This is a genomic window from Robiginitalea rubriflava (assembly GCF_052540725.1).
The window spans coordinates 1,496,385-1,514,425 of record NZ_CP199309.1 but is presented as its reverse complement, the minus strand read 5'-3'; the positions used below and the strand labels follow the sequence as shown (position 1 = coordinate 1,514,425).

Sequence of the window (18,041 nt, the reverse complement as noted above, 5' to 3'; positions counted from 1 at the left end):
TTATCGCAAGGGGAACCCCTTGGCAGCCCACCAGGGGTGCACTTCAATCACCAAACGTCCGGCCTGAACCATCGGGTCCAAATTGGCGAGGCTGTCCGCCATTTCCAGGGTGGGTACATTGTATATGGTGATCCCGCGAATCTCACCATCATCGCCAAAGGGGCCTGAAATATCCGCAAAACCTTTTTCATACATGCTTCCCAGGTGTGCCAGATGCAAGCGCTGCAGGCTATCGGCCTCTTCCTTGGTTTGCGACCGGGTGGGGCCTCTTTTCAGAAAGGCGATAAAATATTGCTGCATCAAAATGGTATCCCCGGTTTTTTCATCCACGTAATCAAACAGCTGATACCCCTCAGCAGCAAGGCGTTCTTTGAGCTTCCCCGTAGATGCTCCAACGGCAGAGGTAATGGGCTCTGAATCCATCTTATCCGTTTCCCCAGGTCCCTTACAGGAATAAACCCCAAAGCAGGCAACCACTACCCATAGGCGTATTTGTTTTATTTTTTCCATTGTGAATAGGGGTTTGATGACAATTGTGAATTGTAGTATTCCTTTTGTCCGGTTACTTCTTCCCCCAGCCAGGAAGGTACCTCAAAGGTTTCCAGTTCCTCCCGTAATTCAATCTCCGCTATTAGCAGCCCGCGGTTTTCCCCTTCAAACTCATCTACTTCAAAAATATGATTGCCCACCGGAACCTTATAACGGGTCTTTTTGATCAGCCCGGGCTCACAAATCTCCAGTAATTCTTTGGCCTGATCGGCTGAAATCTGAAATTCCCATTCCCTGCGGGATGTTCCTTTGGCAAAAGTCCTGCCTTTAATGGTGATCAGACCTTTATCATTGTGCAGGCGAACCCTGACAGTTCGTTCAGGATCTGTGTTTAAAAAACCCTGCACCATTTTGGTACTCGAGCGTGCCCCCTTTTTAAAAGAGGTATCAGCAACCTTGAATTTGCGTTCTATTTCAACCATTGGGCTGCAGGTTTTGAAGACCCTGACTGATTCAAATATACCCTAAATTTGTATATGGCTGAATCAGTCCCCATCCGTAAAATTATCCATGTGGATATGGATGCCTTTTACGCTTCCGTTGAACAACTTGACGACCCCTCCCTTAGGGGAAAGCCCGTTGCTGTTGGGGGCGGATCCAAAAGAGGTGTAGTAGCAGCAGCGAGTTATGAAGCCCGGAAGTTTGGTGTACGCTCCGCCATGAGTGGCGTTCTGGCCAGGAAAAAGTGTCCGGAACTGATCTTTGTTACCCCCCGTTTTGACAGGTACAAGGAAATCTCCCAACAGATCAGAAAGATATTTCTGGAATATACGGATTTGGTAGAGCCTTTGTCTCTTGATGAGGCGTATCTGGATGTTACAGAGAACAAGAAGGGCCTGCCATCGGCAACACTTATAGCCAGGGAAATAAGAGAAAAAATATTTGATGAAACCGGCCTGAGGGCTTCCGCAGGGATCTCCATCAACAAATTTATAGCGAAGGTTGCCAGCGATATCAACAAACCAAATGGTCAAAAAACCATTGCCCCTGAAGAAGTGGAGTCTTTTTTGCTGGCCCTGGATATCCGCAGGTTTTACGGTGTGGGCAAAGTAACGGCAGAGAAGATGTACCAGCTGGGGATCTTTACAGGAGCCGACTTAAAAAACAAATCCGAGCAATTTCTCACCGAACATTTTGGGAAGAGCGGCAGCCATTACTACCGGGTGGTAAGGGGAATACACAACAGTGCTGTAAAGCCCAGCAGGGTTCCTAAATCTATCGGAGCCGAGCGAACCTTTTCAGAAAACCTGAGCAGTGAACTTTTTATGCTTGAAAAACTACAAAAGATAGCCGAAGAGCTGGAGAACAGGATTTTACCCAAAAAACGAGCTGGAAAAACGGTAACCCTTAAAATCAAATACAGCGATTTTAACCTTCAAACCCGCAGTAAAACCCTTCCTTATTACATTTCAAGGGCTGAGTTGATTTTTGAGATATCCAGGGAATTGCTATTCCAGGCCCCCCTTGAAAATTCAGTCAGACTTTTAGGGATATCCCTTTCCAACCTCAATACAGCTGTAGAAACTACGGAAGCCCCTGATTCGTCCGTTTCAGTGCAGCTCAGTTTCGATTTCTAGCAACTTTATCCGGGCCTCCTAAAAATTACAGGTCTCTATTTCCGTTACCCGAAGGGTATTGACCATCCCTTTATCCTTAATGGGCATAGCTGCCAGGCTGATCATCATATCCCCGGCCTCCAGAAACCCTTTTTTACATGCAATTTTATTGACATCCTCAATGGTTTCATCTGTTGAAACGAAGCGGTCATAGTAGAACGCCTTCACCCCCCAAAGCAAATTCAACTGGGTGAGTATTTTCCGGTTGGAGGTAAAAACAAGGATATGGGCACTCGGTCGCCAGGCAGATATCTGAAAGGCGGTGTAACCACTATTGGTAAGAGTGGAAATAGCCTTGGCCTTGATCTCATTTGCCATTGTGGCGGCGTGGTAACAAACTGACTTGGTAATATAACGCTTGGTCCTTATTTGCGGGGCTTCCTGAGGAACTTTGATTAGATCAGACCCCTCCACGCTCTTTAAAATACTGGTCATCTTCTCGATCACCTGCACGGGATAGTTCCCAACGGAAGTTTCCCCTGATAGCATCACTGCATCCGCGCCATCCATTACAGAGTTGGCCACGTCATTCACCTCGGCCCGGGTAGGGGTAAGGCTGGTAATCATGGTTTCCATCATCTGGGTGGCAATGATAACCGGAATCCTGGCTTTTTTAGCCCGTAAAACGAGTTTTTTCTGGATAAGCGGTACTTCCTGTGCCGGAACTTCTACCCCCAGGTCTCCCCTGGCTACCATCAAACCATCGCAGTAGGCCACAATTTTATCGATATTCTTTACCGCCTCGGGCTTCTCAATTTTGGCTACTATCGGGATCTTATGCTCTGAATGCTCTTCTATGATCTGCTGCAGGTCTATCAAATCCTGGCTGTGCCTTACAAAAGAAAGGGCAATCCAGTCTACCTCCAGGGAAATGGCAAACTCAGCATCCTTAATATCCTTTTTGGTCAGGGCCGGAAGAGAAATATTGGTATTGGGCAGGTTTACTCCTTTTTTGGACTTTAGGGGACCGCCCTGTATGACCTTAGCGCGTACCGTATCCGTTCTGTTGGTTTCGATAACTTCAAATATCAGTTTTCCGTCATCCAGCAGAATGCGTTCTCCCGGATTGACATCACGGGGGAATTCCTGGTAGTTCATAAAAACTGCTTCGGCTGTACCTTCAAAGGGCTTTCCGGTTTTAAATGCGATTTCATCGCCAGGCGAAACGATTACTTCTCCGGACATAACCCCAACGCGTAGTTTAGGTCCCTGAAGATCCGCCAGGATAGCAGTGTATACGCCAATTTCATCACTCAATTCCCGGATCATTTTAACCCTGGCCTTTACATCGTCGTAATCGGCATGCGAAAAATTGATTCTGAAAACATCCACTCCTGCCTCCATCATACGCTGAAGCGTTTCTTTTTTACTGGTTGCAGGCCCTAAAGTGGCAACAATTTTTGTCTTTTTCTGGTTTGGCATACAGATTAATATAATAGATTTTGTTTGGATTTCAGATCAGAGACGGGTACCCTGTAAGCCGTAATTACCTCCTTGATGGAAAGTAATCTTGCCAAGGTGGGGGAATTATTATCATCCCCCTCTACCTTCAGGAAATAATCCACCTCTTTTTTTTCGGGTATCAGGTAATGCCGGGTAAATGTAGGCTCATTTTGAAACAGTCCTGTCTGATCTTTGTCTCCAGTGCTGCTTCCAAAATTCCGGAATAAGGTCCAGGTGCGAAAATAAGCCTCTTCTTCCCATTGAAATACTGGAAAAAGTGCTGTCCCCTTTAATTCAATATCCCTGCGACTCCTGCACAAATGCAGTTTGCATTCCCGGTTTAAAGAATATGCAAGAGCATGATCCTCTAAATTACAGTGAATGGCAAAAAGACCAAAGGACGTATCCTCCAGAAATTCTTCCCATATATCCTGCAGTGATCCCATAGATATAACCCGAAAGTTAAAGATACAGGTTCTTATGGAATTCACCTAGTGCTAAGGCCTGAATCCAATAACCTGAATCCCCTATAACGTTATAGTTCGCGTTGCCCTGTCTCTATTTCTGTATCTTGGCCTGCAAGGCAAAAAAGGCTCTTTTTGATGCCTTTTCCTCAGCTTTTTTCTTTGAAGTTGCCCGAGCCTTAGCCATAATACGGCCATCAATATGCAGTTTAACGGCAAAATGCTTAACTGGATCCTTCCCGTCATCCTCATAAACCTCGTAATGAAACTCCTTTTTTTGTTTCTGACACCATTCAATTACCAGGCTCTTATAACTGATAACCTGTCCTTCCAGCTGTTCGATGTCTACATAGGGATCTATTACGCGGTCCTGAATAAATCGCTCGCAATAATCGTAACCCCTGTCCAGATAAATGGCCCCTACCAAGGCCTCAAAAACATTTCCATGGATATTTTCACCGAAATGAGATTTTGGGATACGGCTTTGCACCCACTGCAATAGCTTTAGGTCTTTTCCCAATTCATTCAGGTGCTTGCGACTGACAATCTTGGAGCGCATTTTGGTGAGATATCCTTCGTCTCCCGCAGGTACTTCCTTGTACAGGTGCTTGGAAATGATCGTGCCCAGCATGGAATCTCCAAGGAATTCCAGGCGTTCATAGTTCATGGGATTTCCCTTTTTGTCTTTTTGATTGACAGATCGGTGCAGGAATGCCTTTTTATAAATTTCCAGTTTTTTTGGCTTAAACCCCAGTATTCTTGTCATCCCCAAAAAAAAATCCCCATCCTCTTTGGAATGGGAATTAAATATATTTCCGGGAAATGTCATCCGCGCCTAGCTAAGTTTTTTAAACACTATACAGGCGTTATGCCCTCCAAAACCGAAAGTATTGCTCATTGCAACCTTTACCTCACGCTTCTGTGCCTTATTCAGGGTAAGGTTCAGTTTGGGGTCGATTTGTTCGTCAACCACGCTGTGGTTTATGGTTGGGGGAACCAGACTGTGTTCCATGGCCAGTATTGAAGCGATGGCTTCGATTGCTCCGGCAGCTCCCAGTAAATGCCCGGTCATGGACTTTGTTGAATTAATATTGATATTCGTGGCATGCTCTCCAAAGACCTGTGAGATGGCTTTCAGTTCCGCCACATCCCCCAATGGGGTTGAGGTTCCGTGGGTATTTATGGCATCGACCTCTTCAGGGCCAATTCCGGCATCCCGCAGGCAGTTTTCCATTACCTTAACTACTCCAATCCCTTCCGGGTGCGGGGCAGTCATGTGGTAGGCATCACTGGAGAGTCCTCCACCAGCTACCTCAGCATATATTTTTGCACCTCTGGCCTTGGCGTGTTCATATTCTTCCAGGATAAGTGCCCCGGCTCCTTCGCCAAGTACAAATCCATCCCGGGTAGCATCAAATGGCCTGGACGCAGTTTCCGGAGATTCATTCCGCGTAGACAGGGCATGCATAGCATTGAACCCACCCATTCCCGCAATGGTAACTGCGGCTTCACTTCCACCCGTTACCACTACATCACAATGCCCGAGGCGAATATAATTCAGGGCATCGATCATGGCATTTGCCGAAGACGCGCAGGCAGAAACCGTGGTGTAGTTCGGCCCCATAAAACCATGCTTGATTGAGATATTGCCAGGAGCGATATCAGCAATCATTTTAGGGATAAAAAACGGATTGAAACGAGGTGTACCATCTCCCTGGGCAAAATTCAGGACTTCCGTCTGAAAAGTTTCAAGGCCACCAATTCCGGCACCCCATATTACTCCTACTCTGAATTTATCGAGCTTATCGAGATCCAGCCCGGCATCGGCTATAGCCTCATCCGAAGAAACCAGGGCATATTGGGCAAAACGATCCAGTTTTCTGACTTCCTTGCGATCAAAATATTCGTTGGGATCGTATCCCTTGAGTTCGCAGGCGAACTTGGTTTTAAATTTTTCGGTGTCAAAATAAGTTATCGGGGCACAACCACTTTTACCGTTTTTAAGGCCCTCCCAATAAGATTGTAAGTTGTTGCCAATAGGAGTAAGGGCCCCCATTCCGGTAACTACTACTCGTTTTATTTGCATGGAACGATACTATTTTGTTGACATCTAACCTTAGCGTAAATTAAAAAAAATTATCCACGCAGCCTGATTACCGCATGGATAATTTTAGATCTGAAGACAAAATATCATGTATTTATTTGGCCTCCTCGATATAGCTTATAGCCTGGCCAACAGTTGCAATGTTTTCTGCTTGATCGTCAGGGATCTGAATATCAAATTCCTTTTCAAATTCCATTATTAACTCCACGGTATCCAGGGAATCTGCTCCCAGGTCATTGGTGAAGCTGGCTTCAGCCACAACCTCATTTTCGTCAACACCCAGCTTATCTACGATGATAGCTTTTACTCTTGATGCAATGTCTGACATAGTGTTATTGGTTTTAAATTTAAATTGTTGGCAAAAATAAAAAACTTTGGTTTAAATACACCTTTTCGCGGCAAAATGTCCTTCAATTTACATAAATTAATAACATCTATAGTAAATTTGTCCTTGTTTTTACAACAGAATTCATGCAACCTACTCCTTCCGGTAAAATAATTTTATTCGCTTCAGGTTCAGGCTCCAATGCAGAGAACATCATCAAATATTTCGAGAACAAGCCAGAAGTAACCGTTACAGCTGTATTCACCAATAACCCGAAAGCCGGAGTAATCGAAAGGTGTAACCGACTGCAAACCCCCGTTTACAGCTTTAATAAAACTGCCTTTCGCAAGCCGGATGCTTTGCTGGAAATCCTCACATTTTTAAACCCGGACCTGATCGTTCTTGCCGGCTTTTTATGGAAAATTCCGGAGACTTACATAAAGACATTCCCCAATAAGATCATAAACATACATCCTGCTTTACTTCCACAATATGGTGGGAAAGGCATGTATGGAATGCATGTTCACAATGCGGTCATTGCGGATGGGGCCAGGGAATCCGGTATTAGTATTCACTACGTTAATGAAGCGTACGACCAGGGGGGCATTATTCTTCAGGAAAGGGTGGCAGTCGAAAAAAGCGATAGCCCGCAGCGGCTGGCTGAAAAAATACATGAATTGGAATACACATACTTTCCCAAAACCATAGAAAAGCTGTTATCTCGCTGAGTATGGCCCAAAAGAATAAGTTTTACGTGGTATGGAAAGGCCTGAAACCCGGTATTTACACCAGTTGGGAGCAATGTCAGAAACAAATTCGCGAGTTCCAGGGCGCGCAATATATGGGCTTCCCCACCGAAGAAGCTGCCAAAAAAGCATTCAAACATTCCTATCAAACGGCACAAAAAGAAAAAAAGAAGGCCTCAGAACCTTCTGAGGAATTGCAAAAACGGGTTGGAAAACCTAACTACCATTCTATTGCCGTGGATGCTGCATCCAGTGGAAACCCCGGCAAAATGGAATACCAGGGGGTGGATACCCGAAGCGGGAAGCGCTTATTCCATCAGGGGCCCTTTGAGCAGGGCACCAATAATATAGGAGAGTTTCTCGCAATTGTTCACGGCCTGGCATTCTTAAAAAAGAAAGGCAGCTCCCGTATTATATATACAGATTCGCGCACAGCCATCAGCTGGGTTAAAAAAAAGCGCTGCAACACCAAACTGGAACAAACAGAAAACAACGAGACGCTGTTTGAACTGGTCCACAGGGCCGAATCCTGGCTGCAAAATAACCAGTACAGTACCAAAATTGTGAAATGGGAAACCCGGGTATGGGGGGAAATTCCGGCAGATTTCGGGAGAAAATAAGCTGGGAACCAAGCCGTCTTCAAAGCCTATAGCTAACCACTAACAAAAGCGTATATTTGCAGCAAATTCAGGACCCCATGGGTAAACTTTTGATCGTCGGCACCGTTGCCTTTGATGCCATAGAAACCCCTTTTGGCAAAACAGATAAAATTCTGGGAGGTGCTGCCACCTTTATAGGCCTGGCTGCCTCATACTACCAGCAGCAGTCTGCTATTGTTTCGGTAGTGGGGGATGATTTTCCGGAATCTTACCTGGAACTGCTGAAAAAGAAACGAATTGATATATCGGGTCTGGAAAAGGTACCCGGAGGCAAGACTTTTTTCTGGAGCGGCCGTTACCACAACGACCTTAACCGAAGGGATACCCTGAGCACAGAGCTCAATGTGCTTGCCGATTTTCAGCCCAGGGTACCGGAAGCATTCCAGTATTCCGATGTTGTGATGCTGGGCAATTTGCACCCCGACATTCAGATGAGCGTAATAGAACAAATGCCGAAAAGGCCAAAGCTCAGCATTCTGGACACCATGAATTACTGGATGGACCACAGCTGGGATTCCCTGATGAAAGTTATTGCCAAAATTGACGTCATAACAATCAACGATGAGGAGGCCCGTCAACTGAGCGGGGAGTATTCTTTGGTCAAGGCCGCTGAAAAGATCAGTAAAATGGGACCGGCATATGTAGTTATCAAGAAAGGAGAAAACGGGGCTTTGTTATTCCACGAAGACCGGATATTCTTTGCCCCTGCCCTGCCCCTGGAGAACATTTTTGATCCAACAGGAGCCGGGGACACCTTTGCGGGAGGCTTTGCAGGGTATATTACCCAAAGCGAAAACATCTCCTTTGAAAACATGAAAAACGCCGTAATTCACGGATCTAACCTGGCTTCGTTCTGTGTTGAAAAATTTGGAACCGAGCGTTTGCAGAATCTTCAGCCGGCTGAAATAAATGGAAGACTGAAGCAATTCAGAGAATTGACACAATTTGATATTGAACTAGAATAGCCTGAATAAAGACCTTTATAACGACGCCCTTACATGAGTGATGCTATTAAACACGAATGCGGAATTTCGCTGATCAGGTTAATGAAACCGCTGGAGTATTATCAGGAAAAATACGGCTCTGCTTTTTACGGAGTAAATAAGATGTACCTGATGATGGAAAAGCAGCACAACCGCGGGCAGGACGGTGCTGGGTTTGCCAGTATTAAGATGAACATGCAGCCAGGGGAGCGCTACATGAGCCGGGTGCGTTCCATTGAATCCCAGCCTATACAGGATATATTCGACATCATTAACAACCGCATCAATACCGCTTTAAAGGAAAACCCTGAAGCCAAGGAAGATGTTGCCTGGCAGAAAAAGCATATCCCTTACGTGGGGGAATTATTGTTGGGTCACGTCCGATACGGAACGTTCGGCAAGAACAGTATTGAAAGTGTTCACCCCTTTTTGAGGCAGAACAACTGGATGCACAGAAACCTGATCGTTGCCGGGAATTTTAATATGACCAACGTAAAGGAGCTTTTTGATAACCTTGTACAATTGGGCCAGCACCCCAAGGAATTAGCGGATACTATAACGGTAATGGAGAAAATCGGACATTTTCTGGATGATGCCGTTGCCAAGCTTTATAAACAGATAAAGAAGGAAGGTTATACTAAGATGGAAGCCTCCCCGCTCATAGCCGAACGACTGAAAGTTTCGAAAATTCTCAGGAAATCCTCTAAAAACTGGGATGGGGGATATGCGATGGCCGGTTTACTGGGGCACGGAGACGCCTTTGTTTTGCGGGACCCTTCTGGAATCAGGCCGGCCTACTATTACCAGGATGATGAAGTAGTGGTGGTTGCTTCTGAGCGACCTGCCATACAGACTGTATTCAACGTTGCATATGATACTGTAAAGGAACTTCCTCCCGGCCATGCCATTATTATTAAAAATGACGGGCGGGTAGCTATAGAGCAGATACAGGAACCCAGAGAACGACTGGCCTGTTCCTTTGAAAGGATCTACTTCTCCAGAGGTAGTGACAAGGAAATATATCAGGAACGTAAGGAATTAGGACGATTGCTCTTCCCCCAAATCCTGAAGGCCATTGATAACGATATTAAGAACACTGTATTTTCCTATATCCCCAACACTGCTGAAACATCCTTTCTGGGAATGGTACGAGAAGCACAGAATTACCTGAACAAAAAAAAGGAGGAACAAATACTCGCACTCGGGCCCTCAATAAGCAGCGAACAGTTGCACGAAATCCTCGAAGTACGCCCCAGGATAGAAAAGGTTGCGATCAAGGATGCAAAATTACGGACCTTTATTACCCAGGACAGCAGCCGCGATGACCTGGTTACCCATGTCTATGACATTTCATACGGGTCCGTAAATAAAGGCGATTATCTTGCCATAATTGATGACAGTATTGTTAGGGGAACTACCCTGAAAAAAAGTATTTTACGCATCCTGGACCGGCTACATCCGGGGAAGATTATTGTGATTTCCTCTGCCCCGCAAATCCGTTATCCCGATTGTTACGGGATAGACATGGCCAAACTGGAGGACTTTATTGCATTCAAAGCCGCCCTCGAATTGCACAAGGAACAGGGTAGTATGGAAATTGTCGAAAACATTTATCGAAAGTGTAAAAGGGAAAATGGCTCATCTGATGCAGAAGCCATTAATCACGTTAAAGAATTTTACGCCCCGTTTAGTGCAGAACAAATTTCATCCAAGATTGCAGAACTTCTAAGTCCTCCCGATATAAATGCTGAAGTACAGATTATCTATCAGACCATTGAAAACCTGCATGTAGCCTGCCCTAAAAACCTGGGGGACTGGTACTTTACCGGTAATTACCCCACTCCGGGAGGTAACCGGGTGGTGAATCAGGCCTTTATAAATTTTTACGAAGGAAAAAACCAACGAGCATATTAAAATAAATTCGATGAAATACATTGTCTGATGCATTTCATCGATAATATGTGCATTTCATCGTCTTTATCAAAACCCGGGCAATAAGCCTGCTACTTTAGAATTGCCATAGCATAAGTAGGTTAAGTTCATGGTAAGATTTGGGGCAAAAAAGGTGGAGAACTCTCCACCTTTTTTATTTGGTATCTACCCGAAAGTTCCCACAATAAAATTTCAGCGTAATCACCAGCTGTAAACCTTTTCCTCCAAAGCTGTATTTCAACGGTTTTACGGGGTGTTCGTCCAAAACCTTTTTTTATCCATCGGCTTCCAGCTACTTTCGAAGAACCATAGCATAAGTAGGTTAAGTTCATGGTAAGATTTGGGGAAAAAGGCAAGGTTAAAACCTTGCCTTTTTTATTTTTTAAGCCATTGCTTTCAGTTCAAAATACTACTGTTTCATGTAGGATTTTTCGGTGTTTTTAGTGTGACTGCTCTTTAAAATTTCTGCATTTTCCTTTGTTATTTCCCAGTATACAGGTAATTTAGTATTGCCATAGCATAAGTAGGTTAAGTTTATGGTAAGATTTGGGATGAAAAGAGCAGGGTTTTCTCTGCTCTTTTCTATTTAGGTATATCCAAAAAAAAACCCCGGAAATAATCCGGGGTTTTCTTTTAAAAATTAAGAACTTTCTATTTTGCGGAATTGTAATTCTCAGCTACTTTAGCCCAGTTAATTACATTAAAAAAGGCCTCGATATAATCGGGTCTCCTGTTTTGATAATGCAGGTAATAGGCATGCTCCCACACATCCAGACCGAGAATGGGGTGTCCGCCACAGCCAACCCCCGGCATAATAGGGCAATCCTGATTTGGGGTTGAACAGATTTCCAGTTTTCCCCCTTTATGGGTGCACAACCAGGCCCAGCCGGATCCAAATCGTCCCCCTGCAGCCTTGGTAAAGGCGTCTTTAAAGCCCTCAAAAGACCCAAAGGCATCATTTATGGCCGCAGACAGTTCGCCGGAAGGTGACCCGCCACCATCGGCTGACATTACTTCCCAGAAAAGGCAGTGGTTGTAATATCCGCCTCCGTTATTGCGGACAGCAGTATTGGACATATCCAGACTGCTAAGGATTTCCTCTATACTTTTTCCTTCCAGGGAAGTGCCTTCAATAGCCGCATTGAGCTTAGTGGTATATCCGTTGTGGTGCTTTGTATGGTGAATTTCCATGGTGCGTGCATCTATATTCGGCTCCAGGGCATCATATGAGTAAGGTAAATCTGGTAAATTAAAAGACATGTTGAATTATATTTTTTTGTTAATAACAGGTGAATTCCAAAGTTAAAGATTTTAACATATACTTTGCGCTAATTATTTGTTAAGAACCCCCTGAGAATACTTATTTTGCAGCTAATGAAGCGGTCCAGCAGCCCTTATCGTATTTACAACGCCTCAGCCGGATCCGGCAAAACATTTACGCTAACCCTGGAGTATCTCAAACTAATACTCCGCCCTGGTGCCAACCAGGCCTTCAGAAAAATCCTGGCCATAACTTTTACAAACAAGGCCGTATCTGAACTAAAACAGAGAATACTCAACAGTCTGGTAGCTTTCAGTTCTCCCGATTCTTTGGAGGCAACAGCAAAAGAATACCCGCTTTTTAAAATACTTCAGGAAGAATTGGAAATGGACCCAGAAGTCCTTTCGGATAAATCCCGGCGCATTTTAAAGGAAATACTCCATAATTATGCGTTTTTCGACATTTCCACTATCGATAAGTTCAATCACCGGCTGCTGCGAACCTTCTCCAAAGACCTGAACCTGCCGCCGAATTTTGAGGTTGTAATTGATTCTGACTTTTTACTGGAAACTGCAGTAGACAACCTTTTAAGCAAAGCCGGCTCAGACAGGGAACTAAGCGAGGTGCTTATCGATTTTGCACTGGAAAAAGCAACCGAGGACAAAAGCTGGGATATCAGCAGAGATCTTTTTGATATGGGTAAGCTGCTGTTTAATGAAAACCATCTGGAGTACCTCAAGACCTTCGAGGATAAAAAAATGAAGGATTTCCAGGTATTGAAGTCAGAATTGCGCTCGCGTATTCAAAGAGGTGAAAAGGAATTGCTGGAAACCGCTGAGGGAGCACTGAAGGTAATTGAAGAAAACGGCCTGGAACGCCTCGATTTTAAAGCCGGGTACTTCCCTGATTTTTTAAATAAAATAGCTGCAGGGGATTTCCAGCAAGACTTTATCGCAAATTGGAAACGGGAATTTGGGAATGAACCGCTTTTCAAAAAAAATGCCCCACAGCCAACACAGGATATCTTAACTGAACTGATGCCAGAGTTCAACAGGGCCTTTCAGATAATAAAGGAGCGGGTTATTGAAAGATCCTTCCTGGTCAATGTATATACCCAGCTGGCACCCTTCACCGTACTGGGGCTGTTGCAACAGGAACTTAAAACAATTCAGACAGAAGAAGGCAAGCTACCCATTGCTTTTTTCAACGCCATTATTGCAGAGGAATTGAAAGACGAACCGGCTCCCTTTATTTACGAAAGGCTGGGTGAAAAATACAGGCATTACTTCATAGACGAGTTCCAGGACACCTCGGAACTGCAATGGAACAACCTGGTTCCGCTGATCGATAACGCCCTTTCGGGAATTGATGAAACAGGCCAGAAAGGGTCTCTGGTCCTCGTGGGAGACGCAAAACAAGCAATATACCGCTGGAGGGGCGGCCGTGCGGAGCAATTTATCGGACTTTTTAAAGGAGGCGGAAATCCTTTTCCGATAGCTGCTGATACTTTCCAGCTTCCCTCAAACTTCAGGAGTAACCAGACCATTGTGACTTTTAATAACCAGTTTTTCAGTTATATCAGCCAATTCCTTAATAATACTCTATACCAATCCCTGTTTATTGACGGCAATAAGCAAGAATCTAACTCAAAGGAAGAAGGTATGGTCCGGATCGAATTTATCCCGGCGGAAACGGAAAACACCCAGGAAGCTTATCAGCAAAAAGTGCTCGATTTAGTCCGGGATGTAAAAAACAAAGGATTTGCGTTCGGGGATATTTGCGTTTTAACGCGCAGACGTGCCGAAGGTGTCCTTATTTCTGACGTACTTATCAGGGAAGGCATTCCGGTTATTTCATCAGAAACCCTTTTGCTGGCAAGCCATGCAGAGGTTCAGTTCCTGATCCATTTACTCTGTTTTCTAAGGGAGCCAGCAGATCGCAACCACAGTTTTGGTTTGATTCAATATTTAACTCCAGAAAAGCCCGAAGCTCATGATTTTATAGCTGAAAAACTCCGGGATCCTGAGGGCTTTCTCAGGGATACGTATGGGTTTGACTGCCAGGCCGCCATTCTGAAACCTGTTTACGATATTCTTGAGACAGCAATTCGCCAATTTAAGCTGGCGACTGCAGAAAATGCCTACCTGATATTTCTAATGGATGTGGTTCTGGAAGTAGGTCAGACTGCTGATCACTCCATCAACACTTTTCTGGAATACTGGGATCACCACAAAGAGAGCCTGAGTGTTCTCGCCCCTGAACATATGGATGCAGTCAGGATAATGACCATCCACAAATCCAAAGGGCTGGAATTTCCCATCGTTATTTTTCCTTTTGCAGATGCTCCGGTTTACCCGGTAATAAAGGATAAGTTATGGATTCCGGTAAATCCGGAGGCTTTTAATGGCTTCCCCTTTATACTGGCAAGGATGAAAAAGGATCTGGAGCAATACGGAGGTCAGGCTGCCCAGCAATACATACAGGAGAGGGAAAAACAGGAATTAGATGCCTTTAATGTCTTGTATGTAGTGCATACACGGGCAGCCAAAGGCCTGTATATTTTTAGCAAGGCGCCCAAAACAGGGAATATCCAAAACCCGGCGGATTATTCCAGTCTTTATATGAACTACCTGCTGGAATCAGAAAATTTTGAAAATAGTGGCGCTATCTTCCAGAAAGGCTCCCTGCCACAGGCCCCTGAAAAAGAAGAAGCGCAGGAAACAGCCTACCTCTCTTATATGTATTCCAACAAGGAGTCACAACTGATTCGTGTGGTTACTCCCTCTGCCAGAAAAAAATCCGCTGAACAGGAAACGTCCATCAGTTACGGGAATTTAATACACACTGCCCTGAGCCTTGTTGAAACTGAGCAGGACGTGCCCGCTGCGGTTCAGGTGCTGTTGCAGCAAGGAGCTATTGACCAGGCCGGCGAAGCCGCACTTATGGAAATAATCTACCGTGTGGTCCGCCATCCTTTGCTTAAGGAGTACTTCCTGGAAGGGCCCGGAATACTGAATGAACGGGATATAATTAGTGAAAATGGACTACTTTTGAGACCCGATAGAATGATATTCGAAAATAAGGAAGTAACTGTAATCGATTATAAAACGGGAAAACGTGAGATAAGTCATCGGGAACAGATAGAATTATACGGGCGGGTTTTGGAGTCGATGGGATATACGCTAAAAAATGCCATCCTTATATATATTGAAGAAAATAATGTAATACCAGAATTTATATAACTATGTACGGGAAGATCAAGGAACAGCTCACAGAAGAATTGGAAAATCTCCGGGAGGCCGGATTATTTAAACAAGAACGTATCATTACTTCTCCACAGGGACCTGTAATCAAGGTTTCCACAGGGCAGGAGGTATTGAACTTCTGTGCAAACAACTATCTGGGTTTGTCTGCGCACCCTGAGGTGATACAGGCTGCCAAGGACGCCATGGACAGTCATGGCTTCGGGATGTCATCCGTCCGGTTTATCTGTGGGACTCAGGATCTGCACAAGAACCTGGAGCAGACCATTGCTGATTTCTACGGGACTGAGGATACCATATTATACGCCGCCTGTTTTGATGCCAACGGAGGTGTTTTCGAGCCACTGTTAGGTCCGGAAGATGCCATTATTTCTGATTCGCTTAACCACGCCTCTATCATTGACGGGGTCAGATTGTGCAAGGCCAAGCGATACCGTTATGTCAATAACGATATGGCAGACCTCGAAAAGCAGTTACAACAGGCAAATGAAGACAACGCCAGATTTAAACTCATTGTAACGGACGGGGTCTTTTCCATGGATGGCCTGGTTGCCCCCCTGGATGCAATTTGTGACCTGGCAGACAAATACGATGCCCTCGTAATGATCGATGAATGCCATGCTACCGGTTTTATAGGGGAAACCGGAATAGGTACGCTGGAAGAAAAAGGAGTGCTTGAAAGGATAGACATTATTACCGGTACCCTGGGGAAAGCCCTTGGAGGGGCCATGGGGGGGTATACGACCGGGAAAAAGGAAATTATAGAAATGCTCCGCCAGCGATCCCGTCCTTATTTGTTTTCAAACAGTCTGGCCCCCGCCATAGTGGGAGGCACCCTGAAAGTCTTCGAGCTTCTCAAAAGAGATCAGTCCTTAAAAAAGCAACTGGATGCCAATACCGAGTACTTTAAAAAAGGGATGAAGGCCGCGGGCTTCGATATAGTGGACGGAGACTCTGCCATTGTTCCCGTTATGCTCTACGATGCAAAGCTTTCACAGGAAATGGCTGCAAGCTTACTGGAGAAGGGAATTTATGTTATCGGGTTTTTCTATCCGGTGGTCCCTAAAGGGAAAGCACGCATCCGCGTACAATTATCTGCTGCGCATACAAAGGAACATCTGGATAAAGCAATTGAGGCATTTGTTGCCGCCGGAAAAGAGTTAAAGGTGATTTAAGCCCATTTTGCCGGGAAAAACCGCATTGAAAAAAATAAGAAATTGATTTTGTTAATAATTCTTAACAACTTACATTTGCAGCTAATAAACACTTAAACTTAAAAATTTGAACATGAAACAGCTTAGTAGATTATTGGTTGTTGGCCTACTTGTTTTAGGGTTTAACAACATTCAAGCGCAGGATGAGAATAATCCTTGGCAGATAAGCATCGGTGTGAATGCCATAGATGTTTACCCTACTAACGATGCTAGTGCCGCATACCCAACCGGAACAGTTTTCAGTGAGTATTTCAATGTTAACGATCATTGGAACATCGTACCTTCACTGTCTTATGTGTCCGTATCTAAATACGTTGGTGACGGATTTTCTATTGGCGCAAGAGGTTCCCTGAACCGCATTACCAAATTAGGAGATGTATCAGTTGATGATCTTTCTCACTATGCTGTTGATGGAACAATAAAATATAACCTTCGCAAAAATGCGAAGCTGGATCCGTTTATCGAAGTAGGTGGAGGTTACACCTGGGTAGATGAAATCGGAGCCGGTACCGTTAATGGAGGACTGGGATTAAATTACTGGTTCACCGACTTTATAGGTTTAACCGTACAATCTTCTTACAAGCACGCTTTTGAAGATTACGGAGTTAAGCACTTCCAGCACATGGCCGGTGTATCTATCCGCTTCGGGGGAACCGATACAGACGGTGACGGAATCTATGACAAAGACGATGCTTGTCCTGAAGTAGCCGGACTTGAAGCGTTCAACGGATGTCCTGATTCTGACGGAGATGGTATTGAAGATTCTAAGGACAGCTGTCCTAACCAGGCAGGTCCTGCTGAAATGAACGGATGCCCTGACTCTGATGGAGATGGTGTAGCCGACAAAGACGATGCTTGTCCTAATGAAGCTGGTCTTCCTGCCCTTGCCGGATGCCCAGACGCTGACGGAGACGGTGTTGCAGACAAGGATGATGACTGTCCTAGTGAAGCTGGTCCTGCAGCTAACGGAGGATGCCCATGGCCTGATACTGACGGAGATGGTGTACTTGACAAAGACGACCAATGTCCTGATGTAGCCGGAACAGTTGCTAACAACGGATGTCCTGAAGTAACTGAAGAAGTTCAGAAGCAATTGAATGAATATGCCAGAACTATTCTGTTTGACACTGGAAAAGCTTCTCTGAAGACTGAATCAGTATCAGTATTCGTTGACATCATCAAGATCCTCAACGAGTATCCAAACGCTAAGTTCACCGTAGAAGGTCACACTGACAGTGTTGGTAGTGAAAAACTGAACCAGCAACTTTCTGAGAAAAGAGCGAACTCTGTACGTGACTTCCTTATCAAGGAAGGTATTGCCTCAGACCGCCTGTCTGCTGTAGGATACGGAGAATCCCGTCCTATTGCCTCTAACAATACAAGAGCCGGTAGAACTCAGAACAGAAGGGTTGAAATAAACCTGGTTAAATAAAATAAACCAATAATCTTAGAAGAGCCCTGGTAGTTTTACCAGGGCTTTTT

At 44.8% G+C, this 18,041-nt stretch carries 16 protein-coding genes; 8 read left to right on the top strand and 8 right to left on the bottom strand.

Going from position 1 to position 18,041, the window contains the following annotated elements:
• The gene (locus tag ACT6NU_RS06935) at positions 1 to 510 is read right to left on the bottom strand and encodes a YciI family protein (RefSeq protein WP_445383736.1); all 510 of its coding nucleotides are present in this window, start codon (positions 508 to 510) and stop codon (positions 1 to 3) included.
• Positions 498 to 971 (bottom strand): CYTH domain-containing protein, encoded by a 474-nt coding sequence (locus ACT6NU_RS06930; RefSeq protein WP_445383735.1) that lies wholly within the window; start codon positions 969 to 971, stop codon positions 498 to 500. Before ACT6NU_RS06930 ends, ACT6NU_RS06935 begins: the two co-directional genes overlap by 13 nt.
• A 54-nt stretch (positions 972 to 1,025) precedes the next feature.
• On the opposite strand from ACT6NU_RS06930, the gene dinB reads away from it, so the two are divergent.
• The gene (gene dinB / locus ACT6NU_RS06925; RefSeq protein WP_445383734.1) at positions 1,026 to 2,126 is read left to right on the top strand and encodes a DNA polymerase IV; all 1,101 of its coding nucleotides are present in this window, start codon (positions 1,026 to 1,028) and stop codon (positions 2,124 to 2,126) included.
• Between the two features lie 18 nt (positions 2,127 to 2,144).
• Here dinB and pyk read toward each other — a convergent pair whose 3' ends face one another.
• From pyk to ACT6NU_RS06900, 5 genes are all read right to left on the bottom strand, one after another.
• Positions 2,145 to 3,587, bottom strand: coding sequence for a pyruvate kinase (pyk, locus tag ACT6NU_RS06920; RefSeq protein ID WP_445383733.1), 1,443 nt, complete (start codon positions 3,585 to 3,587; stop codon positions 2,145 to 2,147).
• A 5-nt stretch (positions 3,588 to 3,592) separates the two neighbouring features.
• Positions 3,593 to 4,054: an IPExxxVDY family protein gene (locus ACT6NU_RS06915; protein WP_445383732.1), complete on the bottom strand. Its 462-nt coding sequence runs from the start codon at positions 4,052 to 4,054 to the stop codon at positions 3,593 to 3,595.
• Between the two features lie 112 nt (positions 4,055 to 4,166).
• Positions 4,167 to 4,901, bottom strand: a complete 735-nt coding sequence (gene rnc / locus ACT6NU_RS06910; RefSeq protein WP_445383731.1) for a ribonuclease III — start codon at positions 4,899 to 4,901, stop codon at positions 4,167 to 4,169.
• A 6-nt stretch (positions 4,902 to 4,907) separates the two neighbouring features.
• Entirely contained in the window at positions 4,908 to 6,158 is a 1,251-nt protein-coding gene (gene fabF, locus ACT6NU_RS06905; RefSeq protein ID WP_445383730.1) for a beta-ketoacyl-ACP synthase II, read from the bottom strand.
• Positions 6,159 to 6,270: 112 nt separating this feature from the next.
• Positions 6,271 to 6,504 carry an acyl carrier protein gene (locus tag ACT6NU_RS06900; RefSeq protein ID WP_009778413.1) on the bottom strand — a complete coding sequence of 78 codons (234 nt, stop codon included), beginning with the start codon at positions 6,502 to 6,504 and terminating at the stop codon, positions 6,271 to 6,273.
• Positions 6,505 to 6,647: 143 nt separating this feature from the next.
• Between ACT6NU_RS06900 and purN the strand changes: the two genes are divergently transcribed.
• The 4 genes from purN (at position 6,648) to ACT6NU_RS06880 (ending at position 10,803) form a co-directional block, all read left to right on the top strand.
• Entirely contained in the window at positions 6,648 to 7,229 is a 582-nt protein-coding gene (gene purN, locus ACT6NU_RS06895; protein ID WP_445383729.1) for a phosphoribosylglycinamide formyltransferase, read from the top strand.
• Positions 7,230 to 7,231: 2 nt separating this feature from the next.
• Entirely contained in the window at positions 7,232 to 7,867 is a 636-nt protein-coding gene (locus tag ACT6NU_RS06890; protein ID WP_445383728.1) for a ribonuclease H1 domain-containing protein, read from the top strand.
• Positions 7,868 to 7,944: 77 nt separating this feature from the next.
• Positions 7,945 to 8,871: a PfkB family carbohydrate kinase gene (locus ACT6NU_RS06885; protein WP_445383727.1), complete on the top strand. Its 927-nt coding sequence runs from the start codon at positions 7,945 to 7,947 to the stop codon at positions 8,869 to 8,871.
• Positions 8,872 to 8,904: 33 nt separating this feature from the next.
• Positions 8,905 to 10,803 carry an amidophosphoribosyltransferase gene (locus ACT6NU_RS06880; RefSeq protein WP_445383726.1) on the top strand — a complete coding sequence of 633 codons (1,899 nt, stop codon included), beginning with the start codon at positions 8,905 to 8,907 and terminating at the stop codon, positions 10,801 to 10,803.
• Positions 10,804 to 11,472: 669 nt separating this feature from the next.
• Here ACT6NU_RS06880 and ACT6NU_RS06875 read toward each other — a convergent pair.
• A complete protein-coding gene (locus ACT6NU_RS06875) occupies positions 11,473 to 12,081 on the bottom strand; it encodes a superoxide dismutase (RefSeq protein ID WP_445383725.1) in 609 nt (202 codons plus the stop codon).
• 114 nt (positions 12,082 to 12,195) lie between these two features.
• Here ACT6NU_RS06875 and ACT6NU_RS06870 point away from each other — a divergent pair, with 114 nt between their 5' ends.
• The 3 genes from ACT6NU_RS06870 to ACT6NU_RS06860 all read left to right on the top strand — a co-directional run bounded on the left by ACT6NU_RS06870 (position 12,196) and on the right by ACT6NU_RS06860 (position 17,991).
• On the top strand, positions 12,196 to 15,324 hold the full coding sequence (locus ACT6NU_RS06870; RefSeq protein ID WP_445383724.1) for a UvrD-helicase domain-containing protein: 3,129 nt from the start codon (positions 12,196 to 12,198) through the stop codon (positions 15,322 to 15,324).
• A gap of 2 nt (positions 15,325 to 15,326) precedes the next feature.
• Positions 15,327 to 16,520 carry a glycine C-acetyltransferase gene (kbl, locus tag ACT6NU_RS06865; RefSeq protein ID WP_445383723.1) on the top strand — a complete coding sequence of 398 codons (1,194 nt, stop codon included), beginning with the start codon at positions 15,327 to 15,329 and terminating at the stop codon, positions 16,518 to 16,520.
• Positions 16,521 to 16,632: 112 nt separating this feature from the next.
• On the top strand, positions 16,633 to 17,991 hold the full coding sequence (locus ACT6NU_RS06860) for an OmpA family protein (protein ID WP_445383722.1): 1,359 nt from the start codon (positions 16,633 to 16,635) through the stop codon (positions 17,989 to 17,991).
• The last annotated feature ends 50 nt before the right edge of the window (positions 17,992 to 18,041 follow it).

Bases quoted from the DNA above. Each gene is read 5' to 3' on its own strand.
- ACT6NU_RS06935 (WP_445383736.1), bottom strand. From the start codon at position 510: ATGGAAAAAATAAAACAAATACGCCTATGGGTAGTGGTTGCCTGCTTT.
- ACT6NU_RS06930 (WP_445383735.1), bottom strand. From the start codon at position 971: ATGGTTGAAATAGAACGCAAATTCAAGGTTGCTGATACCTCTTTTAAA.
- dinB (WP_445383734.1), top strand. From the start codon at position 1,026: ATGGCTGAATCAGTCCCCATCCGTAAAATTATCCATGTGGATATGGAT.
- pyk (WP_445383733.1), bottom strand. From the start codon at position 3,587: ATGCCAAACCAGAAAAAGACAAAAATTGTTGCCACTTTAGGGCCTGCA.
- ACT6NU_RS06915 (WP_445383732.1), bottom strand. From the start codon at position 4,054: ATGGGATCACTGCAGGATATATGGGAAGAATTTCTGGAGGATACGTCC.
- rnc (WP_445383731.1), bottom strand. From the start codon at position 4,901: ATGACATTTCCCGGAAATATATTTAATTCCCATTCCAAAGAGGATGGG.
- fabF (WP_445383730.1), bottom strand. From the start codon at position 6,158: ATGCAAATAAAACGAGTAGTAGTTACCGGAATGGGGGCCCTTACTCCT.
- ACT6NU_RS06900 (WP_009778413.1), bottom strand. From the start codon at position 6,504: ATGTCAGACATTGCATCAAGAGTAAAAGCTATCATCGTAGATAAGCTG.
- purN (WP_445383729.1), top strand. From the start codon at position 6,648: ATGCAACCTACTCCTTCCGGTAAAATAATTTTATTCGCTTCAGGTTCA.
- ACT6NU_RS06890 (WP_445383728.1), top strand. From the start codon at position 7,232: ATGGCCCAAAAGAATAAGTTTTACGTGGTATGGAAAGGCCTGAAACCC.
- ACT6NU_RS06885 (WP_445383727.1), top strand. From the start codon at position 7,945: ATGGGTAAACTTTTGATCGTCGGCACCGTTGCCTTTGATGCCATAGAA.
- ACT6NU_RS06880 (WP_445383726.1), top strand. From the start codon at position 8,905: ATGAGTGATGCTATTAAACACGAATGCGGAATTTCGCTGATCAGGTTA.
- ACT6NU_RS06875 (WP_445383725.1), bottom strand. From the start codon at position 12,081: ATGTCTTTTAATTTACCAGATTTACCTTACTCATATGATGCCCTGGAG.
- ACT6NU_RS06870 (WP_445383724.1), top strand. From the start codon at position 12,196: ATGAAGCGGTCCAGCAGCCCTTATCGTATTTACAACGCCTCAGCCGGA.
- kbl (WP_445383723.1), top strand. From the start codon at position 15,327: ATGTACGGGAAGATCAAGGAACAGCTCACAGAAGAATTGGAAAATCTC.
- ACT6NU_RS06860 (WP_445383722.1), top strand. From the start codon at position 16,633: ATGAAACAGCTTAGTAGATTATTGGTTGTTGGCCTACTTGTTTTAGGG.